Here is a 17,439-nt window from a genome sequence, read left to right as displayed (position 1 = left end):
AGGTCCGCCACGTACGTTTGCCCACCCGGACACGTGGGGCCTTCGGGCCTTGACGCGAAAGGGACGGGCCATGGCGGCGCATCCTGTTCCCCCAGTTCCCTCAGTTCCGTCTGCTCCCTCCGCTCCCCCGGGACGAGGTGGCCCCCGTGTGTGGGGGCGGCTCAGACAGGCCGTCAGACGTACGCGCGGCACAGTGCGCAGACGTGACATCAGGTGTGGCGGGGACGGACGCTCGGGAGCGCGGGGCAGCGGCATGCGTGACGGCCGCGTCATCCGTGCCCTCCGTGCCCGGCCCGGTCTCTCCACCCTGCTCGCGACCGGCGGGGCGTTGCTCGCCCTGCTCCCCCACCCGGCGTTTCCTCAGCCGGCGAGGGACCTGGCGCCGTTCGAGGAGCAGGTCCTGTTCCGGGCCGACCTGGACCCCGGCTACGCCTGCTATCGCATCCCGGCCGTCGTGACGACCACGCGTGGCACCCTGCTGGCGTTCGCCGAGGGGAGGAAGGAGAACTGCGGCGATGCCACCGACATCGACCTCGTGCTCAAACGCTCCACCGACGGCGGACGCACCTGGGGGCCTCTTCAGGTCGTCGACCCCGGTGACGGCGACACCCACGGCAATCCGGCGCCCGTCGTGGACCGGCGCACCGGCCGGATCGTCCTGGCCACGACCTACAACAAGGGCCGTGAGGACGCGGGCAACTGCGACGTGCCCTGCGACCGCACCCCCCATCTCCAGCACAGCGACGACGACGGGCTCAGCTGGTCGCGACCGCGCGACCTGTCCGCGCAGATCCGGCCGCGCGGCTGGAACTCCTGGTACGCGACGGGCCCGGGGCACGGCATCCAGCTGGCCGGCGGACCGCGTCGCGGCCGTCTGGTCATCGGGGTCAACGCCGAGAGCCATGACGGCGGCCACACCTCCGCCAACCACGCCGCGCTCGTCCTCAGCGACGACGGGGGCGAGCACTGGCGGCTCGGGGCGCTCGACAGCTACCCCGTGGGGTCCGACGACACCTACCGCCAGAAGCCCTCCGAGCTGACTCTGGCCGAGCGCGGCGACGGGGCCGTCTACGTCAACGGCCGTGAGCAGAACGGCACCGAGCTGGGGAACCGGGACGAGGCCGTGAGCCGCGACGGCGGGGCGAGCTTCACGGCGCCCTTCCGGGCGCTGCCCGGCCTCTACTCCCCCATGGTGCAGGGCGCGGTCGCGCCCCTGCGCCCGGGGCGCTGGCTGCTGTCCCTGCCCGCCGACCCCGACCGTCGCCGCACGATGACCATCCGTTCCTCCTACGACCAGGGGCGCACGTGGGAGAGCGCCGAGCTGGGCCGCCGGGTCACGGCCGACTGGTCCGGCTACTCGGACATGGCGGTGATCGCGCCGGGCACGACCGGCCTGCTCTACGAGGCCGGCAAGGCGGACGCCCGCCAGGAGATCCGCTTCGCCCGGTTCACCGAGGAGTGGCTGGGCCTCCGGCGTGACCCCGGTCCGACGACCCCGGACCGGGCGCCGGGCGGGCGGGACGGACAGCTGTTGGGGGCGCCGCGGCTGGTGGGCGGGCGTTTCGGGGGCGCGTTGTCCTTCGACGGCAAGGACAGTGCGGTGCGGGTGCCCTATCGCCCGTCACTGCCGTTGGGGACGCGCGACTTCACGGCGGTGCTGTGGTTCCGCTACCGGGCCGGCCGGGGGGAGCAGCCGTTCCTCTGGATGGGCGGGATGGGCGGGGCCCCGCAGGTGGCGCTGCGCGGCGAACCGGGCGAGCGGCGGATCGCGGGGCAGGTGACCGCGGTGACCGGCGCCGGTCCGGCCAGGACGGTGACGGTGCGGTCGGCCGGTGCGTACGACGACGGGAAGTGGCACCAGCTGGCTCTGCGCCGCACGGGCGACCAGGTGACGCTGACGGTCGACGGCGTCTCCACGGTCGCGCCGGGGGTGCCGGGGACGGTGGCGCGGAACTCGACCTTCGGGGTCCACGTGGGGCAGAAGCCGGACGGGAGGGCGTCTTTGACGGGAGACCTGGACGAGGTGCGGGTGTACGGGCGGGCGTTGACGGACGGTGAACTGCGGGCCTTGCGGGGCGCGAACGCGCTACCGGGGGCACCCGAGAGGAGGGGGGTGAGCGGGGAGGCGCCGGGGGCGGGGACGGCCGGGCGGGAGCCGGTGCTCTGGCTGCCGCTAGACCGGATCCGCCGCGTCGGCGGTCCTGATCGTTCCGGCGGGTGAGGGACGGCCGGCGGGGGTGTCGACGGACGGGACATCTGTGTCGGCGGGCGGGACGTCCGACTTGCGCCCGAAGCGCTTGGCGAGCACGGCGCCGACCATCAGCTGCATCTGGTGGAAGAGCATCAGCGGCAGCAGCGCCAGGCTCGCCTGCGCTCCGAACAGCACGGTGCCCATGGGCAGCCCCGCGGCGAGGCTCTTCTTGGAGCCGGCGAAGGTGATCGCGATCCGGTCCTCGCGGTCGAAGCCGAGCCACTGAGAGCCGCGCATGGTCAGCGTGAGCATCACGGCCAGCAGGACGGCCTCGACCGCCGCCAGCGCGAGGAGCCGCCAGGGCGTCACCTGGTGCCAGACGCCCTTGACGACTCCCTGACTGAACGCCACATAGACGACGAGGAGGATCGAGCCCCGGTCGACCAGCCCGAGCACCGACCCGCGCCGCTTGAGCAGGCCGCCCAGGTGAGGCCTCAGCAGCTGGCCGGCGAGGAACGGCACCAGCAGGCGCAGCACCACCGACAGCAGCGAGTCGAAGGAGAAGCCGCCCGTGCTGCCACCGAGCAGCGCGGAGGCGAGCAGGGGGGTGAGGAGGATGCCCACGACGCTGGAGAACGAGCCCGCACAGATCGCCGCGGCCACGTTGCCGCGAGCGAGGGAGGTGAAGGCGATCGAGGACTGCACGGTCGACGGCACCAGGCACAGGAACAGCAGCCCCGTGTGGAGCTGCGGAGTGAGGACGTACGGCACGAGGCCGTGCGCGGCCAGACCGAGGAGGGGGAAGACGGCGAACGTACACGCCAGGACCGTCAGGTGCAGGCGCCAGTGCCGCAGCCCGGCGAGCGCCTCGCGGGTGGAGAGCCGGGCCCCGTAGAGGAAGAAGAGCAGGGCCACCGCGCCGGTGGAGGCGCCCTCGGCGACGGTGGCGGCGGAGCCGCGCACGGGCAGCAGTGTCGCGGCGAGGACGGTGCCCAGCAGGGCGGCTATATAGGGGTCGACGGGCAGACGCAGACGGGCCATGGCGCCAGCCTGCCCGCCCGGAAAGCCATCGGGAACCCCGTTCACCGCTCTGACTGTCATCGGGATTCATGATGACGGCGGGGGTCGTTCCGGCCTAGGCTCGGGCCATGTTCGACCCGGTTCATCTCCGTACGTTCCTGGCGGTCGCCCAGACGCTGAGCTTCACCCAGGCCGGCCACCGCCTGGGGCTGCGCCAGTCCACCGTCAGCCAGCACGTGCGCAGGCTGGAGGAGGCGGCCGGGCGTCAGCTGTTCGCCCGCGACACCCACAGCGTGGCCCTCACCGAGGACGGTGAGGCGATGCTCGGGTTCGCGCGGACGATCCTGGAGGCCAACGAGCGGGCTGCGCACTGGTTCGCGGGGACGAGGCTGCGGGGGCGGCTGCGCTTCGGGGCGTCGGAGGACTTCGTGCTCACCCGGCTGCCGGAGATCCTCGAGAGCTTCCGGCGCGACCACCCGGAGGTGGACCTGGAACTGACCGTGGGGCTGTCCGGCACCCTGCAGGAGCAGGTCGCCGCCGGCCGCCTCGACCTGGTGCTGGTCAAACGCCACCCGGACGTGCCGCTGCCCGGCCGCGGCCGGCTGGTCTGGCGGGACCGGCTGGTGTGGATCGGCGGTGAGCGGCTGCGCCTCGACGCGCACCGTCCCCTTCCCCTGGTGCTCCTCCCACCCCCGGCGGTGACGCGCGCCCGGGCCCTTGAGGTCCTGGAGCGGCACGGCCGGCCCTGGCGCGTGACCTGCACGAGCGGCAGCCTCAACGGCCTGGTGGCCGCCGCCCGCGCCGGGCTGGGGGTGATGGCGCACGCCGAGGGCATGAGGCCGCCGGGCCTGGTCCGCGTCCCCGCCAGGGCCGGGCTGCCGGAGCTGGGCGGCATCGACGTGGTGCTGCTCTACGGCGCCGACGCGCTGCGGGACGGGTCGGTGCGCGGCAGCGCGGAGGCGCTCGCCGCAGCGGTCCTGGCGGCCGGCGACCGGCTGCACGCCCCGGCGGCGGAACCCTCGTAGGCCGGGGACGCGCTCCCGCCGGTCGCCAAGTCCCCCCGGATGGCGGCCCGGTGACAAGTCCGTGCACACCCTGGAGAGGTTATGGAGAGGAATCGTGCAGATCCGGTCGAGTCCGGCTCGTCAGACGAGACAAGCCGTGACGAAGGGGTTCGCCGCGGGACGGGATCGGGTACGGTCACGGCGCTGTGCGGAGCGGCCCGAGGAGCGAGAGGTTGCGCGAGTTCACCGTCCCACCCGTGGTGACGGCGCCCCCCGTCGGAGGACTGGCGGACGTCGTGTTCGACCATGCCGCCGACGATCCGGACCGGGTGGCGCTGGGCCGCAGGCCCGCACCCGGCGAGCCGTGGCAGGAGGTGACCGCCGCCGCCTTCCGGGACGAGGTGCTGGCCCTGGCCAAGGGCCTGATAGCGCAGGGCATACGGTTCGGCGACCGGGTGGCCGTCATGTCCCGCACGCGCTACGAGTGGACGCTGTTCGACTTCGCACTGTGGTGCATAGGTGCCCAGCTGGTGCCGCTGTACCCCACGTCCTCGACCGAGCAGGTCTTCTGGATGCTGCACGACGCCGACGTCTCCGCCTGCGTCGTCGAGCACGAGGACCACGCGATGACCGTCGGCTCGGTCGTCGACCGGCTGCCGCGCCTGGCCCGGCTGTGGCAGCTGGACGCCGGAGCGGTCCACGAGCTGACCGAGGCGGGCGCGGGCATCGGCGACGACGTGGTGCACCGGCACCGCATGGCCCTGACCCCCGACTCCCCCGCCACCGTCATCTACACCTCGGGCACCACGGGCCGGCCCAAGGGCTGTGTGCTCACCCACGGCAACTTCATGGCCGAGGCCGACAACGTCGTCCGGCGGTACGACCCCGTCTTCCGCTCACGCCCCGGCGACGAGGCGTCCACGCTGCTGTTCCTTCCCCTCGCCCACGTCTTCGGGCGCATGGTGCAGGTCGCGGCGGTGCGGGGCCGGGTGAAGCTGGGGCACCAGCCGCAGCTGACCGTCGCGGCCCTCCTGCCCGACCTCCAGGAGTTCCGGCCGACCTTCGTCCTCGCGGTGCCCTATGTGTTCGAAGGGATCCTGGCGGCGGCGCGCCGGGAGGCGGAGCTCCAGGGCAAGGGCAGACCGTTCGAGAAGGCGGTCGAGGTGGCGGTGCGGTACGCGCGGGCGCAGGAGTCCAAGGCCTTCGGCACGGGCCCGGGTCCGGGAACGGCGCTGCGCGTCCAGCACCAGGTCTTCGACAAGCTGGTGTACTCCAAGGTGCGCGAGACCCTGGGCGGCAGGGTGCGGCACGCGATGTCGGGCGGCTCGGCGATGGAGCGCCGGCTGGGGCTGTTCTTCGCCGGTGCGGGCATCACCGTGTTCGAGGGGTACGGACTGACGGAGACCACCGGTGCCGCGGTCGCCAATCCACCCGAGCGCACCCGCTTCGGCACCGTCGGCCGGCCCGTGCCGGGGACGAGCGTGCGCATCGCCGACGACGGCGAGGTCTGGCTGCGCGGCGGTCAGGTCTTCCCCGGCTACCTCGGCGACCGACGGGCCACCGAGGAGGTGCTGCGGGGCGGCTGGCTGGCCACCGGCGACCTGGGGGCGCTGGACGACGACGGCTATCTGACGATCATCGGGCGCAAGAAGGAGATCCTGGTGACGTCCGGTGGCAAGAGCGTGCCGCCGCTGGTCCTGGAGGAGCGGGTGCGGGCCCATCCGCTGGTCGCCCAGTGCATCGCCGTCGGCAACGACCGTCCCTATGTGGCCGCTCTCATCACCCTCGACCAGGAGGCGGTGGCGCACTGGCGGGCCATGCGGGAGCAGCCGCCGGTGGAGCCAGCCGAACTGGTGCGCGATCCGGAGCTGGAGGCCGAGATCCGGCGGGCCGTGGTGGCGGCCAACACGCTCGTCTCCCAGGCCGAGTCCATTCGCGCGTTTCGCATCCTCGTCGGGCGCTTCACCGAGGAGCAGGGCTTGCTGACGCCTACGCTGAAGCTCAAGCGGAAGGCGATCGAGAAGGCCTATGCCACCGAGGTGGAGGCGCTCTACGCCACCTGACGAGGCGCGAGAGCCCGATCCAGGCGACCGTGAAAGAAAATTACGTGTAAGGGGAATGCGATCCGGAGGGCATGGGTTGTCCCGGAAGTAAGCGTTCCGAAATCAGTAAGGATCGACTGCCCGTGAGCAAGGTCCCGACCATCACCCTCAACAACGGCGTCGAGATGCCGCAGCTCGGCTACGGCGTGTGGCAGGTGCCGGACGACCAGGCGGCCGAGGCCGTCTCGAGCGCCCTCGAAGTGGGTTACCGCAGCATCGACACGGCCGCCATCTACGAGAACGAGGAGGGCACGGGCAAGGCCCTGACCACCTCGGGCATCCCCCGCGACGAGCTGTTCGTCACGACCAAGCTCTGGAACAGCGCTTCGGAGACCTGGACGCGTGACAACGTCCTGCGCGAGTTCGACGCCTCCCTGTCCAAGCTCGGCCTGGACTACGTGGACCTGTACCTCATCCACTGGCCCCGGGCCATGCGCGACGACTACCTGACCATCTGGCGCACCTTCGCGGAGATCGCCGAGAGCGGCCGCGCCCGGGCGGTCGGCGTGTCGAACTTCCAGCCCGCGCACCTGGAGCGACTGCTCGCCGAGAGCCCGCTCGTGCCGGCCGTGAACCAGATCGAGCTGCACCCCTACTTCCAGCAGGCCGGACTGCGGGAGTTCGACGCACGGCACGGCATCGTCACCGAGGCGTGGTCGCCGCTGGGCCAGGGCCGGGGCCTGCTGGAGGACCCGGCGCTCGTCCGGATCGGCGCCAAGCACGGCAAGTCGGCGGCGCAGGTCGTCCTGCGCTGGCACCTCCAGGTGGGCAACGTGGCCATCCCCAAGTCCGTCACCCCGTCCCGCATCCGCGAGAACTTCGACGTCCTCGGCTTCGAGCTGGACGCCGACGACCTCGCGGCCCTCGCGGGCCTGGACAAGGGCACCCGGCTGGGCCCGGACCCGGACGAGTTCGACTTCAGCTGACGGCACCGCGGGTCCCCGGGGCGCGCCCGCGCCCCGGGGTCCGCGTCAGCGTGCCCCGTGCCCGGCGGCGACCGCCTCGACGCGGCGGGCCAGCTCCACGTCCAGTCCGGTCACCTTGCCGCCGACGCTGTGGGTGTTCACCGCGAGGGTCAGCGTGTTGTAGCCGAGCGTCAGGTCGGAGTGGTGACCCAACTCCTCCTGGATCTGGGCCACGTGGATCACCATGGCCGCGGCCTGGAAGTGCCCGTCGAAGGAATAGCTGCGGGTGATCCGGTCACCGTCCACGCTCCAGCCCGGCAGCTCCTGGAGTCGTTCCTCCACGTCCTTCTGTGAGAGCGGTTCGACTGCCATCACGCATCTCCTTCGGCCCGTCGCCACGGTCTGGTGAAGCCGGTCGGCGCAACCGGCCGATGAGACCGGCTGATGAAACGAATAGGGGAAGCAAGCGTCCCACGGGACGGGGGCGCTTTCGCGTCAATGTGCCACTGTTGGCACGGGCGCGTCGGTTGTGGCCTTCCGGGGCGACCGTGACGCACCTATGCTCCTGCGCCGGACATGACACGTTACCGGCGGCAGGGGCTGTGGACATGGGCGAACGCACGGACGGCAGCACACGAAGAGTCTTCCTCGGCGGCGCCGGCGCCCTAGCCGCGACGGCCGCGCTCGGCACGGCCACGGCGCAGGCCGCTCCCCGGCCGGTCACCGTCCCCGGCAGCCGCGGCCGCTCAGGCCGACGAACCGTGGCCGTGCTCGGCGGCGGCGTCGCCGGGCTGACCGCCGCGCACGAACTCGCCGAGCGCGGCTTCCACGTGAGCGTCTACGAACGCAAGTCCGCCCTCGGCGGCAAGGCGCGCAGCATGGACGTACCCGGCAGCGCCAAGAACGGCCGCAGGCCCCTGCCCGGCGAGCACGGCTTCCGCTTCATCCCCGGCTTCTACCGCAACCTCCCCGACACCCTGCGCCGCATCCCCTTCCCCGGCAACAAGAACGGCTGCCACGACAATCTCGTGGCCTCCACGGAAGTGATGCTGGCCCGCATGGGGCGGGAGAACATCCGGCTGCCGTTCGCCACGCTCGGCAGCGCGTCGCCGGTGCTCACTCCGGACGACTTCCTGCGCGCGGTCACCGCGCTGTGTGAGACGTTCCTGCGGTTGCCCGCCCATGAGATCGCCTACTTCGCCGGCCGTCTGCTGGTGTGGTTCACCAGCTGCGAGCGCCGGCGCACGGAGACCTGGGAGCGTGTGCCCTGGTTCGAGTTCACCCGGGCCGCGCGGATGTCGGAGGACTACCAGCGGCTGCTGGCCGTCGGCATCACCCGCAACATCGTCGCGACCAAAGCCGAGGTGGCGAGCACCCGGACCGTGGCGACCTGCGCGGAGGCCTTCCTCTTCAACGCACTGGGCCGTGACTCGGACGGCGAGCCCGACCGGGTCCTGAACGCCCCCACCAATGAGGCGTGGATCGACCCGTGGGTGACCCACTTGCGGTCACTGGGCGTGGAGTTCCACACCGGCTGGGGCGTACAGGACCTCCGGCTCGACGGTGGACGGATCACCGAGGCCCTGCTCCAGGACGCGGGCGGCAACCGCCACCCGGTCGCCGCCGACCACTTCGTCTCCGCGATGCCGGTCGAGCACGCCCGCAGGACGTGGAACGCCGAGGTGCGGGCGGCCGACCCCGCCCTGGCGCGTTGCGACAAGCTGGAGACGGACTGGATGACCGGCATCCAGTTCTATCTGACCGAGCCCACGCCCATCATCCACGGCCACGTCAACCACATCGACACCCCGTGGTCGCTCACCGCCGTGAGCCAGGCCCAGTACTGGGCCGGGCGGGACTTCCGGGCCGACTACGGTGACGGCGCGGTCGCCGACTGCCTGTCGGTGGACGTCTCCGAGTGGGACAAGCCCGGCATCCTGTACGGCAAGACGGCCAAGCAATGCACGCGCGAGGAGGTCGCCCGCGAGGTGTGGGCCCAGATGAAGGCGGGACTCAACGACACCGGACGCACGGTCCTGAGCGACGCCCGGCTGCACTCGTGGTTCCTGGACCCGGCCGTCGAGATCGGCGGCCCCCGCCCCACCAACGACGAGCAGTTGCTCATCCACCCCGTGGGCACGTGGTACAACCGCCCCGGCGCCCGCACCCGGATCCCCAACCTCTTCCTCTGCGGGGACTACGTGGCCGTGGACATCGACCTGGCGACCATGGAGGGAGCCAACGCGTCGGCCCGCGCGGCGGTCAACGCGCTGCTGGAGGAGGCCGGTTCGCCGGCCGAGCGGTGCACCATCACCCCGCTCTACCACGCTCCGGAGTTCGAACCGTTCAAGCGCCGCGACGAGGTCCGCCACCGGCTCGGGCTGGGCAACGCCTTCGACCTGGGCTAGTGGTGAAACGGTTCATCCGGGTTACGGTCAGCGCATGACGACTGTTGCGGTTGCCCCGGACACGGGCGTGGGCGTGGGCGCGCTGCTGCGCGAGTGGCGGGACCGGCGCCGGATCAGCCAGCTGGAGCTGGCGCTCCGCGCCGACTCCTCCGCCCGGCACATCAGCTTCATCGAAACGGGCCGCTCCCGGCCCAGCAAGGACATGGTCCTCCGTCTCGCGGACCACCTCGACGTGCCCGTCCGCGAGCGGAACGCCCTCCTCATCGCGGCGGGTTACGCCCCGCACTACCCCGAGCGGCCGCTGGACGACCCGGCACTGGGGGACGTACGCGAGGGGCTGGAGCGGCTGCTGAAGAGCTACGAGCCGTTCCCCGCCCTGGTCGTGGACGGCACGTACCAGGTGCTGGCGGCGAACAGCGGCATCGCGGCGCTCCTGGAGGGCGTGGCGGAGCCGCTGCTCACGCCCCCGCTGAACGCCATGCGCATCACCCTGCACCCCGACGGACTCGCGCCACGCATCCGCAACTTCCTGGAGTGGCGCGGCCATCTGCTCCACCAGATGGAACGTCAGCTCGCCCTGATGCGCTCGGCACCGCTGCGCTCCCTTTACGACGAGGTGAGCACCTACCCCCTCCCCCAGCCGCTGGGTGAGGAGAGGGCGGCGGCCGCCGAGGGCCGGCTGCCCTTCGCGCTCCCCATGGTGATCGAGCACAGGGGCCGCACCCTGTCGTTCGTCTCGACCATCGCGACGTTCAACACGCCGATGGACGTCACCGTCTCCGAACTGGCCCTGGAGACCTTCCTCCCCGCCGACGCGGAGACGGCGACCGCCCTGCGGGAGGGCCTCACACCGTAGGCGGGACCCGGTCGAGGAAACCGAGCACGGAACGGATGCGCCCGTCCTCGGCCAGCGTGATCACGTCGAACCCGGCCACGGGCGCGGACCCGTCGCTGACAGACACCAGCTCCCAGGAGAAGCGGGCGATGTCGTGGTGCCCGTCGACGCTCCCGGTGTGCCGGAACTCGAACCCGGCGAACTGCTCCTGGGCCCCACCGATCACGGCGGCCAGAGCGTCGTGCCCGCGCACCTGGGCGAGCGGGTCGGTGTACGTCCCGTCCTCGACCCACGCGGCGGCGACGGCCTTGGCCCGGGCGTCGGCGTCGCCGGCGTTCCACGCCTCGAAGTAACGGGCGACGGCGGTCTCGTACGGGTTCATGGCACATGCCTCCTGGCAACGAAACGAACGGTAAGCGGCGGCCCCCCGAACCCGAGTGCGCGGGTCCGGGCGGCTGCTGAGACCAACCTTGCCGGGGAGGGGGCGGGGGCGCGATTACGGCGGAGGTAATGGAGCTGCGGCGCGTGGGTGGGGGGCGAGGGGGCGTGGCGTGATGATCGTCCCTTTCGGTGCAGACAGGGAATCACATAGGATCAATGATCGAAAACAGACAAGTTCCGCAGTCACCCGTGCAATCGGAGTCTTCCGACGACACAGGACCAGGTCGGGCCACGGTGACCGCGGATGGGGGAAGGAACAACGATGAACGCATCCCGTGTCCGACGCCGTCTCGCCGGCGCCACGGCCGCCACGCTCATGGCAGGCGTGGGGGCGCTGGCCGCCGCCTCGCCGGCTGCCGCCAAGGCCAACCTCCTGGCGGTCGACAAGGTTTCCCTCGTCGGTGAGAACGTTCAGGTGGACGTCACGTACTCCTGTGACCCCGGTGAGAGCTACCAACTCGTCGCCAACGCGCTCACCCAGCGCGACACGCACTTCCAGGCCCGGGCCGCCACCCTGGTCAAGCCGGCCAAGCTCACCTGCGACTACAACAGCCGCACGCTCCACCTGACGCTGAAGAACGAGCTCTCCGCGCACTTCGCCAAGGGCGACCAGGTCAAGGTCAAGGTCTTCTACCTCGACCCCGACGGCTTCGACTACGCCAACGAAGAGACCGCCACGGTCCTGTAAGCGTGACGGTGCCTCCCCGCCGTCGCGCGCCGCGGGGAGGCGTCAAGCGCTGCGCGGGGGTGCGCTCACGGAAGATCCGTTGAGCCTGGCGCTCGCTCCGGACAGTTCCGGAGCCGTGGGCCACACGCGGTGTCCGCGCCCTGGTCAACGCCGGAATATCGGTGGTCCAGAGCGAGACGCCACCCACGCGAAAGGGGTGCTCCCGAAACCGGGGGCGCCCCCGCCGCCCGCGTGATGCTGGCGGCCATGGGCGAGCACGGCGTGGACACCCTCGACGCGCTGTTGGAGAAGCTGCGGATCCGGTACGGCCGGCAGGAATGGGGCTCGCAGTCGTGGGAGGGGTGCCGGCGGCGGGTGCACGAGAGGCGGCCGCCCATACCCCAGGCCAACCCTGACGCCGACCCCGACGGTCTGCTCTACGGGCGCAGCGTCTGCATCACGGGCACCCTGACCTCCATGACGCGCGCCGAGGCACAGGCCCTGCTGGCCGAGGCCGGCGCCCAGGCCACCGGATCCGTCAGCCACAGGACCGACATCCTGGTCGTCGGCGTCGCCGACCCCTCGCGCTTCGCCCCCGGGATGGCTCTCAGCAGCAAGCACCGCCGGGCACAGGAGCTGCTCGACGCCGGGCACGACATCGAAGTCATCACCGAGGCGGACCTCCGGGAGCAGCTGGCGGTCTGACCCCCACGGATCTCCACGGTTCCCCACGGCTCCCCTGCGGATCCCATACGCGTACGGGCCCCACACGGCGTTCTGCCGCTGACGCCCTCTGCGAGGTCGTCAGCGGCAGAACGGACCGGCGGTCGGCTAGGCGCGCAGCGGGCCCTCGCAGGAGAAGGAGCTGGTGGCGGCGGAGCCGGTGGACCAGATCTCCGGAGAGCTGAAGGAGCAGTTCATGTCCGCGAAGTTGTTGGCGGCGGACTCGCTCCGGTGGAGGATGAAGTAGTCGACGGTCTCGGTCATGTCGACGAAGACCTGGTCGGCGTCGTGTGAGTCGGTGAGGTTGGCGGTGATGCGGCCCGTGCAGGTGAAGCGCGGCTTGCCGCCCGTGTCGCCGTTGCCGGTGCAGGCCGGCGTGATCTGGGTGGCCGAGGCGAAGGCGGTGGCCACGTCGGTGGGGCGGGAGAGCTTCAGCGAGCCCACCGGGGTGAACGTGGTGGCGGGCACGTAGAGGTCGTCGACCTTCGCGATGTGCTCGTCGAGGAAGGCGTCGTACTCGCGCTGGAGCCCGGCGTCCGCGCCCGTGCGGGTGCGCCAGTCGTCGAATCCCTTGGGGTCGTCGGCGCGCTGGTAGCCGTACATCTCCCGCAGCAGCGACGGGTGGTGCTCCCAGAGGAACTCGAAGAACGTGCCCGCGTAGTCGTAGAAGCGGAATCCGTCGCCGTCGTAGGTGGAGTGCAGGAGCCTGTTGACGGTCATCCGGGGCCCGCCCCCGGCGGTGTCGCGGATGATGCCCTTGACCAGGGACTTGCGGACCTTGATGCCCTCGTCGCGGGTGGCGCCGTCGAAGAACTCGGCGGTGCCCTCGTCCATCGCGGTGGTCAGGTCGTTGGCGAACCAGCGGGAGTCACCGAACATGCCGGGCACGGCCCAGCGGCCGTTGAGGTAGTGGGTGTACTCGTGCCGGAACAGCTCTTCGAGGGTGAGCTGGGAGTCCTGGGGGACGCGGCGCTGGTAGGTGTAGAAGGTGGCTCCCTCCTCGATGTAGACGCCGCCGTTCTTGGTGCCCATGCCGGTCAGCAGCGGGTGGAGCACCTCGTAGTCCGCGCGCGAGGCGTACAGGTGGATGTGGAGGGTGGCGTTGGGGTCGCCGGCCAGGGGGGCGTCCGTGCCGAGCACGCGGAGGAAGTGGGCCTTGACCTGCTTGCTCGCGTAGTAGAGCTGGTCGACGGTGGACCGGTCGAGTGCGGTGCGGACCTCGATGCCGCCCTTGTCGTAGGTGTACGTGCGGGGGAAGACCCTGGCCTCTATCTGCGGCTTGCAGACGTTGAAACGCTTGCAGTCCTCGAAGAAGTTGAGCCAGGAGGCGAGGGAGGCCCAGGGGGCGCTGAGGTCGCCGAAGTTACCCTCGGCCGTCTTCAGGAGCGCACCGAGGTCGCCCACGATCGCCGTGCGCAGGCTGTCGATCTGGCCGAAGCGCCCGTATTCGCTCAGTGCGTCGCGGACGGCCCAGGCGTTGGCCGTGCCCTTGAGGTGGACGTGGCGGGCGAACGCCCGGAAGCCGGCCCGGTAGGCGGAGTTCGCGGCGACGGCGTTGCGGAAGGCGGTGTCGTTGTTGCCGGGGTAGATGCCGAGGTAGTTGGTGCTGAGTGCGGCCAGTGCCGCCCCGCCCCAGCTGGGGTCGGTAGCGGTCGCGGCTTTGGGCCCCAGAGTGTCCAGCACGCGGGAGATCAGCCCGAGTTGGTGCTGCCGCAACCCCGGTGCGCTGCCGGTGGTCAGCGCCTCGCGGAGGGTGTCGGCGTTCTGCTTGGTGGGGTCGAAGGTGCGGGCCGCGCCGCCGAACGCCGCGATGGCCCGGCGCATGGCGTCGACCGTCGGGGCGTCCGTCACGTCGATCTCGGTGCGCGAGAAGTCGTGGTAGACGACCGCGTGGAGGTAGGTGAACAGCTCGTAGAGGTGGGTGGCGTCGGTGCCTCCGTGGCTCGGCGCGAGCGACGCGGCCCGCCGGGCGACGGCCTGGACGTGGGCGCGGGACATCACCGGGGCGAGCCGGGCGTCCCAGGTCCAGATCAGGCCGCGCAGGCAGCCGTCCGCGGTGACGGCGGGATCGGTGAGGAAGTCGGCGAGCCGGTCGGGGTTCAGCCCGGTGATGCCGTCGAGGGTGCAGGGGACGGCTCCGCCCTGGGCGACGCCGTCGGGTCTGCCGGCCTTGCCCTCGGCCAGGTCGCCGGGTATGCGGCCCGGTGAGACCTTGCCTCCGCCGGGGGCGGGGGGTTCCACCCGGTGCTCGGGCGCCACGGCGAGCCGGTCGACGTCGGTGCGGGGGTCCTTGTGGGGGGTGTCGTGGGGGGTTCCGGGCACGTCGGTGGCGGTGACCGGTGGGCGGGTGGGGGGTTTGCCGGGCGCCGCCGCGGCGGCTTGGGCGGCCGGCAGGGCGAGGCACGCCGCGAGGGTGGCGGCGAGCAGGCCCTTGCGCGCGGTACGTAACGCGTTCACCGCATCTCCTAGTGGGAGTTGAGGCCTCGTCAGTCACGAGGTGCGCCGTACCATAGTAATGTGAAATTGCACTGACAACCCTTCCCGCCGCATCACCCTCCGCTTTACCTTGCCTTTCCCGAAGCGGAGGGGGGCGGGTGCGGCTCACCGCCGTTCACAGGGGCGGGAGCCCGTTCAACTGGACGATCACGCGGGGCCGTTCACCCGAGCTGTTCGACGCGGCCAACCGACGCAGCCGGGACGCGGCCGACCGACACAGCCAGCCAGCCGAGCGTCCGTCGAGCCCTTCGACTCCTTCGCGCCCTTCGCGCCCTTCGCGCGGAACGGCTCAGAGGGCGCCGAGGCGCGGCCGGCGGCTCGGCTCCACCGGTTCGTCGCGGGCCTGCGCCCACAACGAGCGCACCTTGCCGAGGTGGCGGCCCATGCACGCTTCGGCGCCCGCCGCGTCGCCCGCCAGCGCGAGCTCCAGCAGTTCCAGGTGCTCCTCGGCGGAGGGCAGCAGTTCGCCGCGCTCGTCCAGGCGCGTCAGGCCGTAGAGACGGGAGCGCTTGCGCAGGTCGCCGACGAAGGTGACGAGGTGATCGTTGCCCGCCAGGCTCAGCAGGGCGAGGTGGAAGCGGCGGTCCGCCTCCAGGTAACCGATGAGGTCGTGCGCACGGGCGGCGTCGACGATCTCCTCGGCGACCGGACGGAGCGCTTCGAGCTGCTGCCTGGTGGCCGTGCGGGCGACCCGGCCGACGGTGGGGATCTCGATCAGGGCCCGGATCTCCGTGAACTGGTCGAGGTCGCGTTCGCTCACCTCGGTGATCAGGAATCCCCTGTTCCGGATGGGCTCCACGAGCCCCTCCCGGGCCAGGTCGAGCATCGCCTCGCGCACGGGTGTGGCGGAGATGCCGAAGTCGGCGGCGAGGGCCGGCGCGGAGTAGACGCAGCCCGGGCGGAGTTCACCCGATATGAGCGCCGCCCGCAGCGCGTGGGCGACCTTGTCCCGCAGTCTCTCCTGCGCGGCGATCGCCACGATCGGACTGCGGCCGCGGTGCGTGCGCTCCCCCACTGCCTGACCTCCGGACGTTCCGTGCGTGCTCGGAGCAACAGCCTAGGGAGCCCCCTGATGCCATGTCACGTTGCGCCCGCAGCAAGGCCGGTTACCGCCCTTCCTGCGCCCGATCTCCCTCGCCCCACTTTCTTGACCGATCGTTCTCGATAGCACTAGGATCACGGATGTGGCCAGGACCAAGGAATTCGACCCGGACGCCGCCCTGCAGTCAGCCCTGGAGCTGTTCTGGGAGCGCGGCTACGAGGCGACGTCGATGGCGGACCTCGTCGAGCGCCTCGGCATCGCCCGGGCGAGCCTGTACGGGACGTTCGGCAGCAAGCGCGAGCTCTACCTCAAGGCACTGGAGCGCTACCGCGAGCAGCACGGCCCACGCGCCGTCGAGGAGCTGTCCCAGCCGGGCCCGGCACTGCCGGCCGTACGGGCCCTGGTCCGCCGCTTCGCCGACGAGGCCGCCTGCGACGTGCTGGGGCGCGGCTGCTTCGTCACCAACACGGCCGTCGAGCTGGGGGTGCGCGACTCCGGCAGCGCACGCCGCGTGGAAGAGAGCTGGAACAGCCTGGAGACGGCGCTGACCTCGGCGCTGATGCGCGCCAGGGCCCAGGGGGAACTGCCGCCGGGGCGCGACCCGGTGGCGCTGGCACGGATGCTGCTGGTCCTCCTGCAGGGGCTGCGCGTGGTCGGCAAGGTCACGCCCGACTCCGGCCGGCTGCGGGACGCGGCCGATCAGGCGCTGACGCTGCTGGACTGACACCTGCCACCCGCCCGCGCTTCGGCGCGGGCTTTTGCGGGACCTCTTTTAAGACCGATCGTTCTTGATTGCTGCAACGCTGAGGAGTAATGATCATGACCGCACGCTTCACCGGCAAGACCGTCCTCGTCACGGGCGGGGGCACGGGCATCGGCCGGGCCGTCGCGCTGGCCTTCGCCCGCGAGGGTGCGGCGGTCGTGGTGGCGGGCCGCCGGGCGGAACCCCTGGAGGAGACCGTCGCCCTCGTCGAGGCCACCGGCGGGGTGGCCTCGGCGGTCACCGCCGACGTCACCCGCTCCGAGGACGTACGGAACCTCGTCGAGCGCACCGTGGAGCGCCACGGCGGCCTGGACATCGCCGTGAACAACGTCGGCATGTTCGTTCGGCCCGCCAAGGTCGCCGACATCCCCGAGGACGACTGGCACGCCATCATGAGCACGAACCTCACCGGCGCCTGGCTGTCGATGAAGCACGAGATCGACCACATGCGCGCGCACGGCGGCGGCGCCGTCGTCAACGTCTCGTCCAATCTGGGCGCCCACCTGCGCAAGCCGGGCCTCGGCGCGTACTCCGCCGGCAAGGCGGCCCTGTCCGCGCTCACCCGCACCGCCGCCCTCGACCACATCGCCGACGGCGTGCGCGTCAACGCCGTCAGCCCCGGCCCGATCGACACCTCGATGTCCTCGTGGCCCGGCGAGTCGGCGAAGGACAAGGCCGAGCGGATGAAGCACGAGGTCCCGGCAGGCCGGGCCGGCGCCCCCGACGAGGTCGCCGCCGCCGTGCTGTACCTGGCCTCCGAGGAGGCGGGCTTCACGGTCGGCACCGAACTCGTCCTGGACGGCGGCGTCACGGCCTGACCGGGACCGGTCGTTCAGGCGGAG

General features: G+C 71.7%; 15 protein-coding genes. 10 read left to right on the top strand and 5 right to left on the bottom strand.

Annotation, left to right across the window (positions count from 1 at the left end; translation table 11 throughout):
• The first annotated feature begins 253 nt into the window (after positions 1–253).
• The gene (locus CYQ11_RS25870) at positions 254–2,221 is read left to right on the top strand and encodes a sialidase family protein (protein WP_099202717.1); all 1,968 of its coding nucleotides are present in this window, start codon (positions 254–256) and stop codon (positions 2,219–2,221) included.
• On the opposite strand, the gene CYQ11_RS25865 is transcribed toward CYQ11_RS25870, so the two are convergent.
• A complete protein-coding gene (locus CYQ11_RS25865; protein WP_099202716.1) occupies positions 2,174–3,232 on the bottom strand; it encodes a bile acid:sodium symporter family protein in 1,059 nt (352 codons plus the stop codon). The genes CYQ11_RS25870 and CYQ11_RS25865 overlap by 48 nt on opposite strands.
• Positions 3,233–3,339: 107 nt before the next feature.
• On the opposite strand from CYQ11_RS25865, the gene CYQ11_RS25860 reads away from it, so the two are divergent.
• The 3 genes from CYQ11_RS25860 (at position 3,340) to CYQ11_RS25850 (ending at position 7,243) form a co-directional block, all read left to right on the top strand.
• Positions 3,340–4,236 (top strand): LysR family transcriptional regulator, encoded by an 897-nt coding sequence (locus CYQ11_RS25860; protein WP_099202715.1) that lies wholly within the window; start codon positions 3,340–3,342, stop codon positions 4,234–4,236.
• Positions 4,237–4,448: 212 nt separating this feature from the next.
• The gene (locus tag CYQ11_RS25855; RefSeq protein ID WP_099202714.1) at positions 4,449–6,278 is read left to right on the top strand and encodes an AMP-dependent synthetase/ligase; all 1,830 of its coding nucleotides are present in this window, start codon (positions 4,449–4,451) and stop codon (positions 6,276–6,278) included.
• A gap of 122 nt (positions 6,279–6,400) precedes the next feature.
• Positions 6,401–7,243, top strand: coding sequence for an aldo/keto reductase (locus tag CYQ11_RS25850; RefSeq protein WP_099202713.1), 843 nt, complete (start codon positions 6,401–6,403; stop codon positions 7,241–7,243).
• A 45-nt stretch (positions 7,244–7,288) separates the two neighbouring features.
• Here CYQ11_RS25850 and CYQ11_RS25845 read toward each other — a convergent pair whose 3' ends face one another.
• On the bottom strand, positions 7,289–7,594 hold the full coding sequence (locus CYQ11_RS25845; RefSeq protein ID WP_099202712.1) for a 4a-hydroxytetrahydrobiopterin dehydratase: 306 nt from the start codon (positions 7,592–7,594) through the stop codon (positions 7,289–7,291).
• Between the two features lie 236 nt (positions 7,595–7,830).
• Here CYQ11_RS25845 and CYQ11_RS25840 point away from each other — a divergent pair, with 236 nt between their 5' ends.
• Both CYQ11_RS25840 and CYQ11_RS25835 read left to right on the top strand, forming a co-directional pair.
• Positions 7,831–9,630 carry a hydroxysqualene dehydroxylase gene (locus CYQ11_RS25840; RefSeq protein WP_099202902.1) on the top strand — a complete coding sequence of 600 codons (1,800 nt, stop codon included), beginning with the start codon at positions 7,831–7,833 and terminating at the stop codon, positions 9,628–9,630.
• A gap of 34 nt (positions 9,631–9,664) precedes the next feature.
• Complete coding sequence (locus CYQ11_RS25835) at positions 9,665–10,486, top strand: helix-turn-helix domain-containing protein (RefSeq protein WP_099202711.1); 822 nt, start codon at positions 9,665–9,667, stop codon at positions 10,484–10,486.
• On the opposite strand, the gene CYQ11_RS25830 is transcribed toward CYQ11_RS25835, so the two are convergent.
• Positions 10,476–10,847 carry a nuclear transport factor 2 family protein gene (locus CYQ11_RS25830; RefSeq protein WP_099202710.1) on the bottom strand — a complete coding sequence of 124 codons (372 nt, stop codon included), beginning with the start codon at positions 10,845–10,847 and terminating at the stop codon, positions 10,476–10,478. The genes CYQ11_RS25835 and CYQ11_RS25830 overlap by 11 nt on opposite strands.
• 321 nt (positions 10,848–11,168) lie before the next feature.
• Between CYQ11_RS25830 and CYQ11_RS25825 the strand changes: the two genes are divergently transcribed.
• Both CYQ11_RS25825 and CYQ11_RS25820 read left to right on the top strand, forming a co-directional pair.
• Positions 11,169–11,594, top strand: a complete 426-nt coding sequence (locus tag CYQ11_RS25825; RefSeq protein ID WP_099202709.1) for a hypothetical protein — start codon at positions 11,169–11,171, stop codon at positions 11,592–11,594.
• Between the two features lie 246 nt (positions 11,595–11,840).
• Positions 11,841–12,278 (top strand): BRCT domain-containing protein, encoded by a 438-nt coding sequence (locus CYQ11_RS25820; RefSeq protein WP_146104740.1) that lies wholly within the window; start codon positions 11,841–11,843, stop codon positions 12,276–12,278.
• Between the two features lie 126 nt (positions 12,279–12,404).
• Here CYQ11_RS25820 and CYQ11_RS25815 read toward each other — a convergent pair whose 3' ends face one another.
• On the bottom strand, positions 12,405–14,753 hold the full coding sequence (locus CYQ11_RS25815; protein WP_099202707.1) for a collagenase: 2,349 nt from the start codon (positions 14,751–14,753) through the stop codon (positions 12,405–12,407).
• 328 nt (positions 14,754–15,081) lie between these two features.
• Entirely contained in the window at positions 15,082–15,807 is a 726-nt protein-coding gene (locus CYQ11_RS25810; protein ID WP_240003706.1) for a GntR family transcriptional regulator, read from the bottom strand.
• A 169-nt stretch (positions 15,808–15,976) separates the two neighbouring features.
• Between CYQ11_RS25810 and CYQ11_RS25805 the strand changes: the two genes are divergently transcribed.
• Positions 15,977–16,558 (top strand): TetR/AcrR family transcriptional regulator, encoded by a 582-nt coding sequence (locus tag CYQ11_RS25805; protein ID WP_099202706.1) that lies wholly within the window; start codon positions 15,977–15,979, stop codon positions 16,556–16,558.
• 95 nt (positions 16,559–16,653) lie between these two features.
• Positions 16,654–17,415, top strand: a complete 762-nt coding sequence (locus CYQ11_RS25800) for an SDR family NAD(P)-dependent oxidoreductase (protein ID WP_099202900.1) — start codon at positions 16,654–16,656, stop codon at positions 17,413–17,415.
• The last annotated feature ends 24 nt before the right edge of the window (positions 17,416–17,439 follow it).

Source organism: Streptomyces cinnamoneus (assembly GCF_002939475.1).
GTDB classification, from domain to species: domain Bacteria; phylum Actinomycetota; class Actinomycetes; order Streptomycetales; family Streptomycetaceae; genus Streptomyces; species Streptomyces cinnamoneus_A.
Note: the sequence above shows the minus strand (reverse complement) of the source record. Positions and strands in the feature narration are given on the sequence as shown.